This window comes from Streptomyces sp. NPDC002092, from assembly GCF_053593775.1.
Window position 1 is genome coordinate 1 of record NZ_JBSFDG010000028.1, and the last position, 17,290, is coordinate 17,290.

The 17,290-nt window shown below is 70.7% G+C and carries 10 protein-coding genes; 1 reads left to right on the forward strand and 9 read right to left on the reverse strand.

All coding sequences use genetic code 11. The annotated features are described in order from the left end of the window. Both ACWCRD_RS40735 and ACWCRD_RS40740 read right to left on the reverse strand, forming a co-directional pair. The coding region (locus tag ACWCRD_RS40735) for a maltotransferase domain-containing protein (protein ID WP_450970718.1) at positions 1-740 on the reverse strand (740 nt) is incomplete at its 3' end. 215 nt (positions 741-955) lie between these two features. Beyond that, on the reverse strand, positions 956-2,158 hold the full coding sequence (locus ACWCRD_RS40740) for a S8 family peptidase (RefSeq protein ID WP_450970719.1): 1,203 nt from the start codon (positions 2,156-2,158) through the stop codon (positions 956-958). Between the two features lie 260 nt (positions 2,159-2,418). On the opposite strand from ACWCRD_RS40740, the gene ACWCRD_RS40745 reads away from it, so the two are divergent. Then, positions 2,419-5,037, forward strand: coding sequence for a glycosyltransferase family 1 protein (locus ACWCRD_RS40745; RefSeq protein ID WP_450970720.1), 2,619 nt, complete (start codon positions 2,419-2,421; stop codon positions 5,035-5,037). 104 nt (positions 5,038-5,141) lie between these two features. Here ACWCRD_RS40745 and ACWCRD_RS40750 read toward each other — a convergent pair whose 3' ends face one another. From ACWCRD_RS40750 to ACWCRD_RS40780, 7 genes are all read right to left on the reverse strand, one after another. Further along, positions 5,142-5,660 carry a DUF1990 domain-containing protein gene (locus tag ACWCRD_RS40750; RefSeq protein ID WP_450970721.1) on the reverse strand — a complete coding sequence of 173 codons (519 nt, stop codon included), beginning with the start codon at positions 5,658-5,660 and terminating at the stop codon, positions 5,142-5,144. A 68-nt stretch (positions 5,661-5,728) separates the two neighbouring features. Beyond that, positions 5,729-7,396, reverse strand: a complete 1,668-nt coding sequence (locus ACWCRD_RS40755) for a M4 family metallopeptidase (protein WP_450970722.1) — start codon at positions 7,394-7,396, stop codon at positions 5,729-5,731. A gap of 236 nt (positions 7,397-7,632) precedes the next feature. Beyond that, the gene (locus ACWCRD_RS40760) at positions 7,633-9,654 is read right to left on the reverse strand and encodes a M4 family metallopeptidase (RefSeq protein ID WP_450970723.1); all 2,022 of its coding nucleotides are present in this window, start codon (positions 9,652-9,654) and stop codon (positions 7,633-7,635) included. A 240-nt stretch (positions 9,655-9,894) separates the two neighbouring features. Continuing rightward, a complete protein-coding gene (locus ACWCRD_RS40765; RefSeq protein WP_450970724.1) occupies positions 9,895-11,649 on the reverse strand; it encodes an ABC transporter ATP-binding protein in 1,755 nt (584 codons plus the stop codon). Further along, a complete protein-coding gene (locus ACWCRD_RS40770; protein ID WP_450970725.1) occupies positions 11,646-13,424 on the reverse strand; it encodes an ABC transporter transmembrane domain-containing protein in 1,779 nt (592 codons plus the stop codon). The genes ACWCRD_RS40765 and ACWCRD_RS40770 overlap by 4 nt, the downstream gene beginning before the upstream one ends. A gap of 44 nt (positions 13,425-13,468) precedes the next feature. After that, positions 13,469-15,328 (reverse strand): ABC transporter ATP-binding protein, encoded by a 1,860-nt coding sequence (locus tag ACWCRD_RS40775; RefSeq protein ID WP_450970726.1) that lies wholly within the window; start codon positions 15,326-15,328, stop codon positions 13,469-13,471. Beyond that, positions 15,325-17,124, reverse strand: coding sequence for an ABC transporter ATP-binding protein (locus ACWCRD_RS40780; RefSeq protein ID WP_450970727.1), 1,800 nt, complete (start codon positions 17,122-17,124; stop codon positions 15,325-15,327). Before ACWCRD_RS40780 ends, ACWCRD_RS40775 begins: the two co-directional genes overlap by 4 nt. Positions 17,125-17,290: the final 166 nt, after the last annotated feature.

The following is a 17,290-nucleotide window of genomic DNA, read 5'->3' on the forward strand; positions in this document are numbered from 1 at the left end:
TGGGGCTGGTCCTGGGTGCCTTCGGAGCGGGGGAAGAACTCGTACCAGGCGCCGTGCAGGGCGCGTTCGCGTTCCACCAGCAGCGGCAGGGTCTGCGAGGCGGTGACGAACTCCCGCAGCGGATGGCGGGCCAGCACCGCGTCCACCTCCGGCGTCAACGCCGCCGCCAGACGCGAGGCGGCCGGGCGGGTCTCGTCCCGCAGGGCGGCGACGGCGGCGAGCAGCACGTCACGTCGGCCCTCGGGGGTGCCGTCGGCGGCGCGCTCGTACAGCCGCGCTCCCTCCTCCAGGACCAGGTCCGTGTCCATGCCCGCCGGGATCTTGATCTGGGCGTGGTGGCGCCAGGTGGTGATCGGGTCGCCCCAGGCCTCCACCGTGTAGGTCCAGTGGCCGGGTTCGCCGGCGGTGACCGTGGCGCCCCAGCGGTCGGTGCCCGGGGCCAGTTCCCGCATCGGCGTCCAGGGGCCGGGACGGCCTTCCGGATCCGTCAGGACGACGTTGGCGGCGACCGCGTCATGGCCCTCGCGGAACACGGTGGCCGAGATCTCGAACGACTCGCCGGTCACCGCCTTGGCCGGCCTTCGCCCGTGCTGCACCACCGGGCGGACGTCGAGGACGGGTATGCGCCCGATGCCCGCGGGGGGTGGCTGCGGGGCCGGTGGTCCGGCGTCGGCGGGGCGCACGGGGCGTGCTTCGGTGCTGGTCGTCGGGGGTGCTGACGAGTGGTGCGTGGCGGGCATGACCGCTCCTGTCCGCGTCAACGTGGGTGGGCGGATGGCTGTGGGGAGGTGGTCCTGCGGGTGGTTCCCGTGAACTGTCTGTGTGGTGTACCGGAGGAGCCTTCCCACCCTATTCGGGTACGCAATCCGGCACTTTGTTAACTACTCACGCGTATGTCTACACACAAGACCGGTCCCATTCGTGAACGAACGGGACCGGTCCGGGGACTGTGCCGCTAAGAAGCCGGTACCTGCAGAAGTTCGTCCGGTGAGCCGAGGCCCCGGCCGGAGACCTTCCCGGACACCGCCAGTTTCACGAGTGCCTTGGCGACCTGGTCCGGTGTGGCCTTCGGATGGCCGGCCAGATACAGCGCGGCCGTGCCCGTGACGTGCGGGGTCGCCATCGACGTACCGGAGAAGGTCGCCTTCCCGGTGTCGCTCGCATAGGAGTCCGAGGTGATCGACACTCCCGGCGCGAACAGGTCCACGGCCGAGCCGAAGTTGGAGAAGCCCGCCCGCGCGTCCGTCCTGTCGGTCGCGCCGACCGTGAGGGCCTCCTTCACGTCCGCCGGGGAGTAGAGGGCGGCCGGCAGGCCGTCGTTCCCGGCGGCAACCGCGTACGTGACGCCCGACGCGATGGAGTTGCGTACGGCGGCGTCCAGCTGGGCGTTGTAGGAGCCGCCCAGGCTGAGGTTGGCGACCGCCGGTTTCCTCGCATGCTTGGTCACCCAGTCGATGCCCGCGATGACCTGCGAGGTCGTACCGGAGCCGTCGTTGTCGAGGACGCGGACGGCGACCACCTTGGCTTGCTTGGCGACGCCGTACTTGGTGCCGGCGATGGTGCCGGCGACATGGGTGCCGTGGCCGTTGCCGTCGGAGGCGGTCCTGTCGTTCCCGACGAAGTCCCAGCCGTAGCTCGCCCGGCCGCCGAAGTCCTTGTGCGTGATGCGGATACCGGTGTCGATCACATATGCGGTGACACCGGCGCCCGCGGAGTCGGGCCAGGTGTAGCTCTTGTCCAGCGGCAGGCTCGGCTGGTCGATCCGGTCCAGGCCCCAGGACGGCGGGTTCTTCTGCGTGTGGTCGAGGGACACGCGCGTGTCCTGGACGACCGAGGCGACCCGGGAGTCGGCCGCGAGCAGCTTGGCCTGTCTCTCGTTGGCCTTGATGGCGTAGCCGTTGAGGACCGAGCCGTAGGTGTGGCTTATTTTTGCCCCGTACTTCTCGGCGATGCCCTTTCCGGTCGCCGACGGAGCCTTCGTTCCCCCCTTGAGTGTCACCAGATAACTTCCGCTGACGGAGCCGGGCTCACCGGCGCCGAGTATCTGACCTTCCGGTGCGGCGTGCGCGGGCAGGGTGACGGCCGAGAGCGCGGCGGCGCAGGCCACCGCGGTCAGAGCCCCTGTCCAGCGCAGACGCCGTGTTCGCGTCCGTGCCATGGTCCGAGTTCCCCTCCATTGACTCCACTTGGCAGCCTCTCGTGCGGTGTAGAAGGCCCACAAGAGGGCCTACAGGGCGGACTCGGCCATGTCCGCCATGGTGGATGCGTGAAGGTTGCGGCGTTTTCCGGACGGCGTAGGAGTGTGGCGTGCTCTTGGACGTGGCGTGGTTGCGGAGCCCTCCGCACGGATACCGTCGAGGTTGACGACGAGGCGCACAGCGTTGTGCGTCCGCACAGCGACACGCGTCGAGGTGGAAAGTGAAGGCGATCCGTCGATTCACCGTCCGACCCGTTCTCCCCGAACCCCTGCGGCCGCTCAGCGATCTGGCCCGCAATCTGCGCTGGTCCTGGCATGCGGAGACCCGCGATCTGTTCCAGTCCGTCGACCCCGAGCGCTGGGCCGCCTCGGACGGCGATCCCGTACGGCTCCTGGGCAGCGTGGCGCCGGCGCGGCTCGCGGAGCTGGCCGGGGACCACCGCTTCCTGCGCCGGCTGGCCGAGGTCTCGGGCGACCTGGACGACTACATGACCGGCGACCGCTGGTACCAGACCCACCCGGGTGAACTGCCCGCCGCCATTGCCTACTTCTCGCCCGAGTTCGGCATCACGGCCGCCCTGCCCCAGTACTCCGGGGGCCTCGGCATCCTCGCGGGCGACCATCTGAAGGCGGCCAGCGACCTCGGCGTGCCCCTGGTCGGGGTGGGCCTGCTCTACCGGCACGGATACTTCCGCCAGTCGCTGTCCCGGGACGGCTGGCAGCAGGAGCACTACCCGGTCCTGGACCCCAACGAGCTGCCCGTGGCCCTCCTGGAGGAACCCGACGGCACCCCCGCCCAGGTCTCCCTCGCCCTGCCCGGCGGCCGGCAGCTGCACGCCCGCATCTGGCTCGCCCAGGTCGGCCGGGTCCCCCTGCTGATGCTCGACTCGGACGTCGAGGACAACAACTTCGGCGAGCGCGGGGTGACCGACCGGCTCTACGGCGGTGGCAGCGAGCACCGGCTGCTGCAGGAGATGCTGCTCGGCATAGGGGGTGTGCGGGCCGTACGGACCTACTGCCGGCTGACCGGCCACCCCGAACCCGAGGTCTTCCACACCAACGAGGGCCATGCCGGCTTCCTGGGCCTGGAGCGGATCGCGGAACTCTGCGAGGACGGGCTGGACTTCGACTCCGCGCTGGAAGCGGTCCGCGCCGGGACCGTCTTCACCACCCACACCCCGGTCCCGGCCGGCATCGACCGGTTCGACCGGGAGCTGGTCGCCCACCACTTCGGCCCCGAGGCCGAACTCCCGGGCATCGACGTCGAACGCATCCTGCGCCTGGGCATGGAGACCTATCCCGGCGGCGAACCGAACCTCTTCAACATGGCCGTGATGGGCCTGCGCCTGGGCCAGCGCGCCAACGGCGTCTCCCTGCTGCACGGTCATGTCAGCCGCGAGATGTTCTCCGGACTGTGGCCGGGATTCGACCCCGAGGAGGTGCCGATCACCTCCGTGACCAACGGGGTGCACGCACCCACCTGGGTCGCCCCCGAGGTGTTCCGGCTCGGCGCCCGGCAGATCGGCGACCGGCGCACCGAGGACGCGCTGACCGTCGGCGGCTCGGAACGCTGGGACGCGGTGGGCGACATCCCCGACCAGGACATCTGGGAGCTCAGGCGCAACCTCCGCGAGCAGCTGGTGGACGAGGTACGGGTGCGGCTGCGCGCCTCCTGGCGGCAACGCGGCGCGGGGACAGCGGAGTTGGGGTGGATCGACGGCGTCCTCGACCCGGACGTCCTCACCATCGGCTTCGCGCGCCGCGTCCCGTCGTACAAGCGCCTGACCCTGATGCTGCGCGACCGCGACCGCCTCATGGACCTGCTGCTGCACCCGGAGCGCCCGATCCAGATCGTGGTCGCGGGCAAGGCCCACCCGGCGGACGACGGCGGAAAGCGCCTGGTCCAGGAACTGGTCCGGTTCGCCGACGACCCACGGGTGCGCCACCGCATCGTCTTCCTCCCCGACTACGGCATGGCGATGGCGCAGAAGCTCTACCCCGGCTGCGACATCTGGCTCAACAACCCGCTGCGCCCCCTGGAGGCCTGCGGCACCTCCGGCATGAAGGCCGCCCTGAACGGCTGCCTCAACCTCTCCGTCCTGGACGGCTGGTGGGACGAGTGGTTCCAGCCCGACTTCGGCTGGGCGATCCCCACCGCCGACGGCGCGGGCACCGACCCCGACCACCGCGACGCCATAGAGGCCGACGCGCTCTACGACCTGCTGGAACAGCGGGTCGCCCCGCGTTTCTACGAGCGGGGACAGCACGGCCTGCCCGACCGGTGGATCGAGATGGTCCGCCAGACCCTGACCCTGCTCGGCCCGAAGGTGCTGGCCGGCCGCATGGTCCGCGAGTACGTCGAGCGCCTCTACGCCCCGGCCGCCCACGCACACCGCGCCATGGACCCCGGCTCCGCCCGCGAACTCGCCGTCTGGAAGGCGAAGGTGCGGGCCGCCTGGCACGGCGTGACCGTCGACCACGTCGAGACGTCCGCCGCCATGGCCACCGCGGAACTCGGCAGCACGCTCGCACTACGGGTGCGCGTGGGCCTCGGCGAGCTCGGCCCCGACGACGTGGAGGTCCAGGTCGTCTCGGGCCGCGTCGACCCCGAGGACCGCATCGCGGACGCGACGACCGTCCCCCTGAAACCGGCGGGCGGCCCCGACGCCGAGGGCAGGTGGTGCTACGAGGGCCCCCTCTCCCTCGACCGCACCGGCCCCTACGGCTACACGGTCCGCATCCTGCCGTCCCACCGACTGCTGGCGTCCGGAGTGGAACTGGGCTTGGTCGCGGTGCCTTCGGAGGAGACGGGGGAGGGGGCCGGGGTACTGATGAGGTGACGGTCAGCCGTTTCAGCCCGTCCGGCGTTTGAGGACGAGGCCGTTCAGGCCGAAGCGGGGGTCTGGGGGCGGCAGCCCCCAGTCACCGGCGCCGGCACCCCCGCTCACCCCTCGGAGAGCGCTGCGCACAACCCCCGCAAAACCTTCCCGCACCGCCGCGCATAAGCGTGCTGCAGGCCCCGCGTGGCCGCCCCGCCCGCCCGGGCGAACCACTTCGCGGGCCTGCTGAACGCGGACACCGTCAGCCACACCGTGCCGTCGCCCGTGCGCTCCACGAGGAAGAGCTCCTCGCCGCACTCCGGGTGGCCGGTCAGCGTGCCGTACGCCCAGCCGGCGCGACGGGGTTCGTCCACCGTGTAGACGATCCGGCACGGCGCCTTGATCATTCCGGCGAGGGTGACCATGACGTCGACCCCGGGCGCCGCCCGGTCCGCGCTCGCGTCGATGCCCACGCCCAGTTCCCGGTGCATCTCCCAGGTGAGGACCGCCTCGGCCGCTCGGCGGAAGCAGGGTTCGCCCTCGCCGATGCGCGTGCGCACATGCATGGGGCGGAAGCCCGGCGGGCAGAAACCGACGCGGCCGGTGCCGCCGACGTCGTCGTAGGTGAAGTCCTCCAGGCGCATGGGACACAAGAGTAGGGCGGCACCCGGGAATGCCTTCGTCCCGGGTGCCGCCCGCCGCCCCCCTCGGGTCAGCTCACGTTGACCGCGGACCAGGCCGCGGCGACCGTCTTGTACTCGGTGCTGCTGGATCCGTACAGGCTCGCCGCCGCCGCCAGCGTGCCCGCGCGGGCCGCCTTGTAGTTGGTGGTCGAGGTGAACTGCTCGGTCAGCGCCTTGTACCAGATCTGCAGGGCCTTGGCGCGACCGATGCCGGTGACCGTGGAGCCGTTGGACGTCGGCGAGTTGTAGCTGACGCCGTTGATCGTCTTCGAGCCGCTGCCCTCGGACAGCAGGTAGAAGAAGTGGTTGGCGACACCGGACGAGTAGTGGACGTCCAGGTTGCCGACGGAGGAGGACCAGGAGTCCGCCGAGCCGCCGTCCTTGCTGGGCTTGTCCATGTAGCGCAGCGGGGTGCCGTCGCCGTTGATGTCGATCTTCTCGCCGATGAGGTAGTCGCCCTTGTCGGACGAGTTGTTCGCGTAGAACTCCACGCCGGTGCCGAAGATGTCCGAGGTCGCCTCGTTGAGACCACCGGACTCACCGCTGTAGTCCAGGCCCGCGGTGTTGGCGGTGACGCCGTGGCTCATCTCGTGACCTGCCACGTCCAGCGAGGTCAGCGGGTGGGTGTTGCTGTCGCCGTCGCCGTAGGTCATGCAGAAGCAGCTGTCGTCCCAGAACGCGTTCACGTACGAGCTGCCGTAGTGGACGCGCGAGTAGGCGCCGACACCGTCGTTCTTGATGCCGCTGCGGCCGAAGGTGTTCTTGTAGAAGTCCCAGGTCTCCTGCGCGCCGTAGGCGGCGTCGGCGGCCGCGGTCTGGTCGGTGGTGGAGCTGGAGGCGGCGCCCGTGCCCCAGACGTTGGTGGAGTTGGTGAACAGGGTGCCGGTGCCGGAGCTCGTGGTGTGCTTCAGGTTGTACGTCTTGTGACCGCCGCGCGTGGTGTCGTACAGCTGGTACGTCGAGCCCGACTGGTTCGTGGTCAGGCTGACCGTGCCCGAGTACAGCGTCTTGCCGGTTCCGGTCGCGTTCTCGATGGCCTGGTACTCGTAGAGCTTCTTGCCGGTGGCCGCGTCGGTGATGACGTGCAGCGCGTTCGGGGTCCCGTCGTCCTGGAGGCCGCCGACGACGGTCTCGATGGCGAGGACGGGCTTGCCGGAGCCGGCCCAGATGACCTTGCGGGCCTTGTCCGCGGAGGTCTTGGCGGAGCCCGCGGCCTGGGCGGCGGTCAGCGCCTGCTTCTCGGCCTTGGCGGTGGTGATCTGCGGCTTGAGCGAGGCCACCTTGATGGCTGCCTTCGTCGCCTTGACGACGCTCTCGGTCTTGCCGGCCTTCGTCGCGACGACCAGGTCGCCGCCGAGGACGGGCAGGCCCGCGTAGGTGCGCTCGTAGCGGGTGTGCAGGGTGCCGTCGGCGTCCTTGACGACGTCCTTGACGACCAGTCTCTCCTTGGTGCCGAGGCCTATCTTCTGCGCCGTGGCGGCGACGTCGGCCTGGGCCTGCTGGATGAGGGAGACGCGGGTCGCGGCCGAGAGCGCGGCGGGGGAGCCGGCCGTGCGGGCCGTGGCCGTGGAGTCCGCCTTGGTCTGGGCGGCGGCGGCCGAACCGGTGGTCAGACCGGTGGTGAGCAGGGCTCCGGCGGCAACGGCGGTTGCGATGGCCAGAGTCGAGCGCTTGTGACGCGCGTAGAGGGGGGTCACACAAGCTCCTTGTGGTGGGGGAGTCCGGCACGGCGTGGGGCGCCCGGCCGGAGTTGCTGTGAAGTTGTGCGGCGGTTGTGGAGAAGAGTGACATCAAGGCGCGTACATGTCAGGACCCCGAAGTGATGTTGGCTGAAAACCGTCTCCCGGGTGAACATTTCGGGAGTGTAAACAGGCGCCGCCCCGGGAGTCGCACCCCGGGACGGCGCCCTGTCACCGATGCCGCCGCAGGCGGTCTACGGGAACGTCACCTTCCAGCTGTTGAGCGTGCCGACGTCCTGCGCGGCCTGGTCCTGGATCCGCAACTTCCAGGTCCCGTTGGCGGTTTCGGACGAGGCGTTGACCGTGTAGGTCGCCTTGACGTTGTCCGCCGAGTCCGAGGAACTGAAGTTCTTCAGCCGGTACGCGGTGCCCGACGGGCCGAGCAGATCGATCACCAGGTCGCCCCGCCAGGTGTGCGTGATGTCGACGCTCACCTGGAGGTTGCTTGGCGCGTTTCCGCTCCTGCCGGAGACGGTGATCGACGAGGTGACGGCCGGCCCGTTGTCCGGGATGGACAGCGGGGTGGTGTTCTCGTACGAGGTCCCGGAACCGCCGCCCCCGCCGGAGCGGGAGCCGACCGCGACGGCCGCCCACGCGTCCTGCACGGCCTTGTACTCGGCGGAGGTGGTGCCGTACAGCTCACCGGCGGCCGCCAGCGTGCCGGTGCGTGCGCCCGCGTAGTCGGTGGTGGACGTCCACTTGGTGGTCAGCGCCCGGTACCAGATCTGCAGGGCCTTGTCCCGGCCGATGCCGGTGACCGGAAGGCCGTCCGAGGTGGGCGAGTTGTAGCTGACGCCGTTGATGACCTTGGCGCCGCTGCCCTCGCTCAGCAGGTAGAAGAAGTGGTTGGCGACGCCCGAGGAGTAGTGCACGTCGAGGTTGCCGACGCCCGAGTACCAGGAGTCGGCGGAGCCGCCGTCCTTGCTGGGCTTGTCCATGTAGCGCAGCGGGGTGCCGTCGCCGTTGATGTTGATCTTCTCGCCGATGAGGTAGTCACCCGGGTCGGACGAGTTGTTGGCGTAGAACTCGACGCCGACGCCGCCGAGGATGTCGGAGGTCGCCTCGTTGAGGCCGCCGGACTCGTCGCTGTAGTTGAGGCCGGCGGTGTTGGCGGTGACGCCGTGGGTCATCTCGTGGCCCGCCACGTCCAGCGAGGTCAGCGGGTCCGCGTTGCCGGAACCGTCGCCGTAGGTCATGCAGAAGCAGCCGTCGTCCCAGAACGCGTTCACGTACGAGTTGCCGTAGTGGACGCGTGAGTAGGCGCCGACGCCGTTGTTCTTGATGCCGCTGCGGCCGAAGGTGTTCTTGTAGTAGTCCCAGGTCTCGGCGGCGCCGTAGTGCGCGTCCGCGCCCGCGGTCGCGGCGTTCGACGTGGTGCCGTTGCCCCACGTGTTGCTGCTCTGCGAGAACAGCGTGCCGGTGCCGGACGTGCCGTGGTTCAGGTTGTACGTCTTGTGGCCGCCGCGGTCGCCGTCGGTCAGGTTGTAGTTCGAGCCCGACTGGGTCGTCGTCAGCGAGACCGTGCCGCTGTACTGCGTGTTGCCGGTGCCGGTCGCGTTCTCGATGCCCTGGTACTCGTAGAGCTTCTTGCCGGTCGTGGCGTCCGTGATGACGTGCAGCTGGTTCGGCGTGCCGTCGTCCTGGAAGCCGCCGATGACCGTCTCGTACGCGAGGACCGGCTTGCCGCTCGCCGCCCAGATCACCTTGCGGGCGCTGTCGGCGGCCGGCTTGGTGGAGCCGAGGGCCTTCGCGCGCTTCACGGCCTGCTGCTCGGCGGCCGCCCTGGTGATGTCCGGGGTGACGTCGGAGACCTTGATGGCGGCGTTCGTCGCCTTGATGACGTCCTTGGTGGCGCCCGACTTGGCGGTGTCGACGACCAGGTCGCCGCCGAGGACCGGCAGGCCGTCGTAGGTGCGCTCGTAGCGGGTGTGCAGGGTGCCGTCGGCGTCCTTGACGACGTCACGGACGACGAGCTTCTCCTTCGCGCCCAGGCCGATGTCCTTGGCGGTCTGCGCACGGGCGCTGTCGGCGTCGCGTATCAGCTCGGCGCGCTGGGAGGGGGAGAGTTTGACGGCCGCGTGCGCCTTGTTCAGGGACGAGGCGTGGGCCGGGGCGGCGGACGCGGCGCCGGACTGGACGGCCGCGGCGAGCAGCACGGTGACGCCGGCGACGGCGACGATGTGGGAGGTGCGTCTGCGAGAGGAACTGCTTCTCAACACTGACTCCTTCTGCGTGGCCACGGGTTGCGCGGCCAGGGAGATCCGGACGGTGGGTCGGCCGTCCGGGCAGAACTGGGGTGGAGCTTGTGGGGTTGCTGTGTTGAAGCTGTGGGAAGGGTGGCAGGAGATTCCCGCCTTGTCAGGAGCGTGTCACGAAGTTGGCCGGAAATGGTTCGTTGTCCGGTTGTTCATGTTCGGTATCCGAACCGGCTGTTTGATCGTGAGCGGAAAGCGCGTCTACGACGGCTCGCCGTGCCAGGTGTGCCAGAGCGCTGCGTAGGCCCCGTCCGCCGCCACGAGCTCTTCGTGCGTGCCGAGTTCGGTGAGCCGGCCGTCCTCCATCACGGCCACCCGGTCCGCGTCGTGGGCGGTGTGCAGACGGTGGGCGATGGCGATGACCGTGCGGCCCTCGAGGACGGCTGCCAGGGCGCGCTCGGTGTGGCGGGCGGTGGTCGGGTCGAGGAGGGCGGTGGCCTCGTCGAGGATCAGGGTGTGCGGGTCGGCCAGGACCACGCGGGCGAGGGCGAGCTGCTGGGCCTGGGAGCCGTCGGTGCGGGTGCCGCCGTCACCGAGCGGGGTGTCCAGGCCGTCCGGCAGTTCGCGCACCCACTCGTCGGCTCCCACCGCCGTCAGTGCCGCCCACAACTCCTCGTCCGTGGCGGCCGGTTCGGCGATCAGCAGGTTGTCGCGGACCGAGCCGAGGAACACATGGTGCTCCTGGGTGACCAGGACGACCTGGCGGCGCAGCTGCTCGGGGCCGAGGTCGACGACGGGCACCCCGCCGACGGTCACCGTGCCCTCGGTGGGCGCGTCGACGCCCGCCAGCAGCCTGCTCAGCGTGGTCTTTCCGGCGCCCGAGGGGCCCACCACCGCCAGCCGCTCGCCGGGCCGTACGGTCAGGTCGACGCCGTGCAGCACCTCGCCGCCGCGCTCGTAGGCGTAGCGCACCCCGGCCACGTCGAAGCGGTCGTCCGCCGGGACGGGCGCATCGGCCTGCTGTGCGCGGGGCGCGCGGGCCAGGCCCTCCACGCGGGCGAAGGAGGCGCTGCTGTTCTGCAGTTGCTCGACCCGCATCAGGATCTCGTCGAGGGGCCCGCTCAGCCGCTGCAGATACAGGGCCGCCGTCACCACCGCGCCGAGACTGAGCGTGCCGCGCCCGTGCAGCACCCCGCCGACCAGCAGGACCGCCGACACCGGAACCAGGTAGGAGACCTCCACCGCCGGGAAGAAGACGGTGCGCAGGAACAGCGTGTACAGCCGGGTGCGGCGGGAGGTCTCCAGCGCGTCCCGGCTCGCCGTGATCCGCCGCCGCTCCAGCCGTAGCGCCTCGACCGTGCGGGCGCCGGACGCGGTCGCCGCGAGGATCTCGGCGACCTCCGAGGTGGCGGCCCCCTCGGCGAGATAGCCGTCGCGGGCCCTGCGCAGATACCAGCGCAGCGCGCACCAGATGCCGACCAGACCGAGCAGGCCGCACGCGCCGAGCAGCGGGTTCAGCCAGAACACCGCGCCGAGCAAAAACAGTGCCTGCACGCTGTTGATGAGCAGCTCGGGCCCGACGTCACGCAGCGTCGTGCCGACCGTGGCCACGTCGGCCGTCCCACGGGCCGTCAGATCGCCGGTGCCGGCCCGCTCCACGACCGCCGCGGGCAGCGCCAGCGCCCGGTCGACGAACTCCTCGCGCACACGGGCCAGCGTCCGCTCTCCGAACCGGTGTCCCACATAGCGGGCCCAGCGGGCGAGTACCAGTTGCGCCAGCGAACAGAGCAGGATCCACAGCGCCAGCCGGTCGACGGCGCCCACGCCGTGACCGGCCCGCACCTCGTCGATGATCCGGCCGACCAGCCAGGGTCCGGCGAGCCCGGCGCCCGCCGCCAGTGCGTTGAGTGCGAGTACGGCCCCGAAGGCGCGGGCGTCGGCCCGTACCAGGCGCACCATGGCGCGGCGTACGTCTTGCCGTTCGGCGACGGGGAGGTGGCCTGAAGCCGCCGTCATCGGACGGGCTCCTCGGCGTCCCGGGCGACCAGGGCGCGGTAGCCCGGCTCGGTGTCGAGCAGTTCGCGGTGGGCTCCGGTGGCCGCGACCTTGCCGTCGACGAGGTAGTGCACGGTGTCTGCGCGGTCCAGTACGAGGGGGGAGGTGGTCGTGACGACCGTTGTACGGCCCTTGCGGGCTGCCTGCAGTCGCTGGGCCACCAGGGCCTCCGTGTGGGCGTCGAGGGCTGAGGTCGGCTCGACGGCGAGCAGTACCTCCGGGTCGGCCGCCAGTGCCCTTGCCAGGCGGATGCGTTGTCTTTGGCCGCCGGAGAGGTTGCGGGCCTGGGGGTTGATTGCTGAGGCCAGGCCCTCGGGCAGGCCCTGGACTATGTCGTCTGCGACGGCTGTGTTTATTGCTTTGAGCAGGTGCGCCTCTTCGTCTGCCTCAGCATGTTGTTTGGCGGGTGCGGGTTCGTTGTGGCTGATCGCGCAGTTCCCCGCGCCCCTGAACGAACCTGCCGAGCCGCCTAGTACATCGCGCAGCATGCCTGCGAAGACGTCTGCCTCGTGGTCCGCGACCAGGATGTGCTTCCGGATCTGAGGCAGCGCGATCTCGTCCAGTGGGATATCGCCCCAGGTTGCCCCCGACGGTGTGTACCGCCCCAGGCGGTCCACGACCGTCGACGCGTCCGCCGGGCGGGCTCCGGCCAGAGCGGTCAGCCGGCCGGGTCGTACCCGTACCCCCGACTCCGGGTCGTGCAGTACCGCCGGTTCGGCGGGTGCGTCCCGCGTTCCGGTGTCGGCCAGGGGTTCAAGTTGCAGGAAGCGTACGACCCGTCGTGCCGATACCAACCCGCGGCTGATCTGGTAACCGCACTCCACCCAGAACGCCACCGGGCCCACCAGCACCGCCACATAGCCGTACACCGACACCAACTGGCCGATGGTGATGGAACCTTGGGCCGCCAGACGGGCCGCCAGCCAGGTGACCACTGCCAGGAACAGGGTCGGCAGTCCGATGCCGAGCGCCTGGACCCAGCTGGTGACCGCACCGACCCGGTAGCCCTGGCGGCGCAGTCGCTGGGAGTCGTGGTGGAAGGCGTCCGCGAACAGGCCCTTGCCGCCGAGGCCGTTGAGGACGCGCAGGCCGCCCGCGAGGTCGGCGATCCGGGCCGTGAGGACGCCCTGCCGGTTGCGGTACTCGGTCTCCGCGCCTTGCAGACGGGTCAGCAGCGGTCCGACGAGGACGACGATCAGGGGGATGCCGAGGAGGACGACTGCGGCGATCAGAGGCGAGACCGAGAGGAGAACGGCCGCGACCACCAGGTAGGCGACCACCGCCCCCACCCCGGGGCCGACCACCGTCAGCGACTGGCTGATCGTCTGTACGTCGCCGACCCCGATGGTGACGACCTCCCCGGCGCCCACCTGCCGCGGCAGCGCGGCGCCCAGCCGGACCGCCTGGCCGACGATCACCTTGACCGTGCGGAAGTTGGCGTCCATCCGCACCCGTGTCATCGTGCGGTGCCGCATGATGCTCAGCCAGGCGTTGAACGACCCGACCGCGAAGAGCGCCGCGGTCCAGCCCGCCAGCGCCGGATGGTCACCGGGCTCCAGACCGTCGTCGATCGCCCGGGAGAGGAGATACGGCGTCGCGGCCAGCAGCACCATCCACACGCTGCCCAGCACCGCCCCGGCGAGCGACCGGCCGGGCTGGCGGCGCACCAGCCACAGCAGATAGCGGGCGCCCCCGCGGCGGTCAGGCTCGCCCGGATCCTCGTACGCGTCGATCATGCTCCCCCGATCCCTGCTGATCCCTGCTGTTCCCTTGCCGATCCCTACGCCAGACTGTCCCGCCACGCCCGGTGCAGGTCCGCGAACCGCCCGGTGCCTTCGATGAGTTCGGCCGGGCTGCCGTCCTCCACGATCTTCCCGTGCTCCATGACCAGCACCCGGTCCGCGATCTCGACGGTCGACAGCCGGTGCGCGATGACCACGGCCGTACGGCCGCGCAGGACCGTCAGCATGGCCCGCTGCACCGCCCGTTCGCCCGGGATGTCGAGCGAGCTGGTCGCCTCGTCGAGGATCAGCACGGCCGGGTCGGCGAGCAGCGCCCGGGCGAAGGCCACGAGCTGGCGCTGGCCCGCGGAGATACGGCCGCCCCGCTTGCGTACGTCCGTGTCGTACCCGTCGGGCAGGGCGCTGATGAACTCGTGCGCTCCGATCGCCTTCGCCGCCTGCTCGATCTGCTCGCGGGTCGCGTCCGGGCGGCCGATGGCGATGTTCTCGGCGACCGTGCCGGAGAACAGGAACGCCTCCTGCGTCACCATCACCACCCCGCGCCGCAGTTCGGGCACGGCGAGGTCGCGCAGGTCGACGCCGTCCAGCAGGACCCGCCCGGCGGAGGGGTCGTAGAAGCGGGCCAGCAGCTTGGCCAGGGTCGACTTGCCGGCGCCCGTCGAACCGACGACCGCGACCGTCTGCCCGGCGGGGATCGTCAGGTCGAAGACCGGCAGGACCTCGCCGCCGGTGCGGTAGCCGAAGCTGACGCCGTCGAAGACGACCTCGCGGCCCGGGTGCGCGCTCTCCAGTACCGGAAGCTCCACGGGAGTCGACGGCTCCGGCACGGACGGTGTCTGCGCGAGCAGCCCGGCGATCTTCTCCAGGGAGGCCGCCGCCGACTGGTACGAGTTCAGGAACATGCCGAGGCGGTCGATGGGGTCGTAGAGGCGGCGCAGGTACAGGACCGCAGCCGCCAGTACGCCCAGTTCCAGCGAGCCGCCCGCCACCCGGTAGGCGCCCCACAGCACGATCACCGCGACGGCCGTGTTGGCGACCAGCCGGGAACCGACGACATAGCGGGCCATCTCCAGCATGGCGTCGCCGTTGACCCGCTCGTGCCGCCGGTTCAGCGTCAGGAAGTCGGCGTCGTTGGCGGCCTCGCGGCGGAACGCGCGCACCGGCCGGATGCCGTTCATGGTCTCGACGAACTTGACGATGACGGCCGCGATGGCGGTGGACCGCACCCGGTACACCCGAACCGCGCGCCGCTGGTAGAGCCGTACCAGCAGGTACAGCGGCACGAAGGACGCCACCGCGACGGCGCCGAGCCCCAGGTCCAGCCAGAGCAGCATGGCCGAGATGTAGACGAAGGACAGGATGACCGTGATGAGTTCCTGCAGCCCCTCGTTGAGCAGTTCCCGCAGCGACTCCACGTCCGCCGTGGACCGGGAGATCAGGCGGCCGCTCGTGTACCGCTCGTGGAAGTCGATGCTCAGCGCCTGCGCATGCCGGAAGATACGGCCGCGCAGATCGAGCAGTACGTCCTGGCTGACGCGGGCGGAGGCGATGATGAACGCGTACTGCAGCCCGCCGGAGACCAGCGCGCACAGGAGATAGCCCGCGGCCACCGCGATCAGCGGGCCGTGGTCGTGGTCCCGGAACGCCGGTACGGCCTTGTCGATCGCGTACGCCACCAGCAGCGGGCCCGCCTGCACCGCCGCCTGCTGGAGCAGCAGCAGGAGCGTGGTGACGGCGACGCGGGCCTTCATGGGGACCAGCAGGGAGCGCAGCAGACCGGCGGTGGCGCCCGGGGGAGTGGGCAGGACGTCCTTGTCGAAGGGGTCGCCGGAGTCCTTGGGACGGGGGAGGTCCGGCTCGTCGTCCGCCGTGGGGACGGAGGTGGTGGGGGCCGTCATCGCTCGTCCTCCGCTTCTGAGGTCCCGGACATCAGATGGGCGTACTCGGCGTTCGTGCGCAGCAGTTCGTGATGTGTGCCGACGGCGGTGATCCGGCCGCCGGACAGCAGCGCGACCCGGTCGGCGAGCAGGACCGTGGACGGGCGGTGCGCCACGATGAGCGCCGTGGTGTCCGCGAGGACGTCCCGCAGGGCGGCCTCGACTGCCGCCTCGGTGTGCACGTCGAGCGCGGACAGGGGGTCGTCCAGGACGAGGAACCTGGGTCTGCCCACGACGGCCCGCGCCAGCGCCAGCCGCTGCCGCTGCCCGCCGGACAGGCTGAGGCCCTGCTCGCCGACCTGGGTGTCCGTCCCCTGGGGCAGCGCATGCGCGAACTCGGCCTGCGCGACGGCGAGCGCGCGGTTCAGCTCGGCGTCGCCCGCACCGTCCCGGGCGCCCATGAGCACGTTGTCCCCGACGGTAGCGGAGAAGAGGGTGGGTTCCTCGAAGGCGACGGCGACGAGGGTGCGGAGTTCCTCGCGGGACATGGCGGTGATGTCCTCGCCGTCGAGGGTGATGCGACCGGACGTGACCTCGTGGAGGCGCGGCACGAGTGCGGTCAGCGTCGTCTTGCCGCTACCGGTGGCGCCCACCAGGGCCATGGACTCGCCCGGGCGGATGTGGAGATCGATGCGGTCGAGGACGGGCGGGGAGTCGCAGGGGGCGTCCGGGTAGCGGAACCGTACGTCGTGGAACCGGAGGCCGCGCGACTCGGCGGTGCGAGGTGCCGCTCCCGGCTCCTCGGACTCCGGTGCCGCATCCATCACCTCGAAGTACCGCTCCGTAGCCGTAGCCGCCTCCTGGCTCATGGCCAGCAGGAACCCGATCGAGTCCACCGGCCACCGCAGCGCGAGCGCCGTCGACAGAAACGCCACCAGCGTCCCCGCGGACAGCGACCCCTCAGCCACCTGCACCGTGCCCAGTACCAGCGCCGCGCCGATCGCCACCTCAGGCAGCGTCACGATGACGCCCCAGATCGTGGCGAGCAGCCCCGCCTTCCGCAGCTCCGTCCCCCGCAGTGTCCGGGTCAGTTCCCGGAACGCCCGTGCCTGGCTGCGGTGGCGCCCGAACCCCTTGATGATCCGGATGCCGAGCACGCTCTCCTCGACGACGGTCGTCAGATCGCCGACCTGGTCCTGTGCGAGCCGCGCCACATCGGCGTACCGCTTCTCGAAGATCACGCAGGTGACCATCACGGGAACGGCCGGCCCCAGGATCACCAGCCCGAGCGTCCAGTCCTGCAGCAGCATGATCACCACGCCGACGAGGATCGTCACCCCGTTGACCAGCAGGAACGTCATCGGAAAGGCGAGGAACATGCGCAGCAGCATCAGGTCCGTCGTGCCGCGCGAGAGCAACTGGCCCGAGGCCCAACGGTCGTGGAAGGCGACCGGCAGCCGCTGCAGGTGCCGGTACAGATCCCCCCGCATCCCCGCCTCGATGCCCGCGAGCGGCCGCGCCACCAGCCACCGCCGCAGCCCGAACAGCAGCGCCTCCCCGAGCCCGAGGAGCAGCAGGTACAGCGCCCCGAGCCACACGCCCGCCGGGTCCCGGTCGGCGACCGGCCCGTCCACCATCCACTTCAGTACGAGCGGGATCACAAGGCCCGTACAGGAGGCGAGCACGGCGACGAACGCGGCGGTGAACAGCCGCACCCGCACGGGCCGTACGTACGGCCACAGACGCAGCAGGGTGCGTACGGCGGATCGGTCCGAGGTTTCGCCGGGGTCCTTGGTGGTTGCACGTGTCGAGGGCATCGTCTGTGAGCCTACGGATCGGCACTGACGACGCCCACCGAGTTTTGGCCGGACCTGGATCGGCCCCTGGTCCTACGACCTGCGCGTTCGAGGGGTCGTACAAGAGATCCGGAGGGGTCGTAGGGCGGCATCAACCGATCGGTTGATGCCGCTTCGAGCGGGACGG